This window comes from Rhodococcus sp. EPR-134 (assembly GCF_001647205.1).
Taxonomy (GTDB): Bacteria; Actinomycetota; Actinomycetes; order Mycobacteriales; family Mycobacteriaceae; genus Rhodococcus_F; species Rhodococcus_F qingshengii.
On the sequence record NZ_LVCT01000226.1, the window covers coordinates 1 to 2,224 of the forward strand.

At 62.7% G+C, this 2,224-nt stretch carries 4 protein-coding genes; all 4 read left to right on the forward strand.

Translation table 11 applies throughout. The annotated features are described in order from the left end of the window. The coding region (locus A2J01_RS09970; protein ID WP_156519229.1) for a cell division ATP-binding protein FtsE at nt 1-309 on the forward strand (309 nt) is incomplete at its 5' end. An 81-nt stretch (nt 310-390) separates the two neighbouring features. After that, a complete protein-coding gene (gene ftsX / locus A2J01_RS09975) occupies nt 391-1,296 on the forward strand; it encodes a permease-like cell division protein FtsX (RefSeq protein ID WP_003942367.1) in 906 nt (301 codons plus the stop codon). A 76-nt stretch (nt 1,297-1,372) separates the two neighbouring features. Beyond that, nucleotides 1,373-1,846, forward strand: a complete 474-nt coding sequence (gene smpB / locus A2J01_RS09980) for an SsrA-binding protein SmpB (protein ID WP_003942330.1) — start codon at nt 1,373-1,375, stop codon at nt 1,844-1,846. A gap of 20 nt (nt 1,847-1,866) precedes the next feature. After that, nucleotides 1,867-2,224: EamA family transporter (locus tag A2J01_RS09985; RefSeq protein WP_231915759.1), on the forward strand; the 358-nt coding region annotated here is incomplete at its 3' end.

Consider the following 2,224-nt stretch of genomic DNA (forward strand, 5'->3'; position numbering starts at 1 on the left):
CTGGCCGGCAAAGCCGATCGACTGCCCACCGAACTCTCCGGCGGTGAGCAGCAGCGCGTCGCCATCGCCCGCGCATTCGTGAACCGCCCTCTCGTGCTGCTCGCCGACGAGCCCACCGGCAACCTGGACCCCGAAACGAGCCAGGACATCATGCTGCTGCTCGAGCGGATCAACCGCACCGGCACCACCGTCGTGATGGCGACCCACGATCACCACATCGTCGACTCCATGCGTCGACGCGTCATCGAACTCGATCTCGGCAAGGTGACCAGAGACGAAGCGCGGGGTGTGTACGGCGTCGGCAGGTAGCGCCGACTACGACCACACGTCCCGTACGCCCACCGGTTGTCGTGAAACAACCGGCCTCTCGAAAAGGAATCGGATTCCCCGATGCGCGCCAGCTTTATTTTCAGCGAAGTCCTGACCGGCCTACGCCGCAACATCACGATGACCATCGCCATGATCTTGACGACGGCGATCTCCCTCGGACTCTTCGGCGGCGGTCTGCTGGTCGTGCAGATGGCAGGAAAGACCCAGCAGATCTTCCTCGAACGCGTCGAGGTGCAGATCTTCCTGACCGACGACATCTCTTCGGCCGATCCCGGTTGCGAGCAGGAGATCTGCAGTTCGTTGCGCAAGGAACTCGAGCAGACTCCGTCCGTCGTCGCGGTTCAGTACCTCAACCGCGAAGACGCCGTGAAGGACGCCACCGAGCGCGTCTTCAAGGACCAGCCCGAACTGGCAGCCCTGGTGAGCCCGGACAGCTTCCCGGCGTCGTTCAAGGTCAAGCTCAGTGACCCGGAGCGGTTCGGCGTCATCAACGACACCTTCGGTTCGAGGCCCGGCGTCGAGAGTGTGCTCAATCAGCGCGAGTTGGTGGACCGACTGTTCAGCGTGCTCGGTGGAGTGCGCAACGCAGCGTTCGCGATCGCGATCGTCCAGGCGATCGCGGCCATCCTGCTCATCGCCAACATGGTCCAGATCGCCGCGTTCACGCGTCGTACCGAGGTCAACATCATGCGGTTGGTCGGCGCGACGCGGTGGTACACCCAGCTTCCGTTCCTCCTCGAAGCCGTCGTAGCGGCCTTGATCGGTGCGGTGCTCGCCATTGCCGGACTGTTCACGGCGAAGAACGTCTTCATCGACGGGGTCCTGTCCGACGTCTACGAAGCAAACATCGTGGCGCGGATATCCAACAGTGACGTGCTGTTCGTCTCGCCGATCCTCGTACTTGCCGGTGTCGGAATGGCCGCGGTGACGGCGTACGTGACGCTGCGTCTGTACGTCCGCGAATAATCGGTTTGCACGAGCTTCTATGCTGGAACAGCAAGAACCATTCGACAGCAAGACAGCGGACTGAGAGGCCCGGACAGTGAAGGAAAAGGGCCGCAAGGTCATTGCGACCAATCGCAAAGCACGCCACAACTACACGATCATCGACACCTACGAGGCCGGCATCGCTCTCGTCGGGACCGAGGTCAAGAGTCTGCGGGAAGGCAAGGCGTCGCTCGTCGACGCGTTCGCCACGGTGGACAACGGCGAAGTGTGGTTGCGCTCGTTGCACATTCCGGAGTACACGCAAGGCACGTGGAACAACCATTCGCCACGTCGTACCCGAAAGCTCCTGCTGCACAAGCGTGAAATCGAGCACCTCGTCGGCAAGACCCGCGAGGGAAACCAGACGCTGGTCCCGCTGTCGATGTACTTCAACGACGGCAAGGTCAAGGTCGAACTCGCACTGGCAAAGGGTAAGCAGGACTACGACAAGCGCCAGGACATGGCCAAGCGCACCGCCGAGCGCGAGGTGACCCGCGAGCTCGGTCGTCGTATCAAGGGCATGCGCTGACCTCCATCCTGCTTGCCCTCGTGGCGGCAGTTGCCTACGGAGTCAGCGACTTCGTCGGGGGAGTTGCGTCACGACGAGTTGCCGCACTGCGTGTGGTGATCGTCTCGTATCCACTCTCGCTCGTCATCGTTCTGATCGCAGCACCTTTCGTATCCGGGACGCTGACGCCGAACGGTCTGATCTGGGGTGCGATCGCGGGCGTCACGAGTGGTCTGGCGGTCTGGTGGTTCTATCTCGCGCTGGCAACCGGCCCCATGTCGGTGGTCTCGCCGCTGACAGCTGTTCTGGTGGCGGGCATTCCGGTGCTCGTCGGCTTCGCTTTCGGTGAGCGGCCGGGGTTGATCGCGTACCTGGGTATTGCCGTCGCGCTGGTCGCCG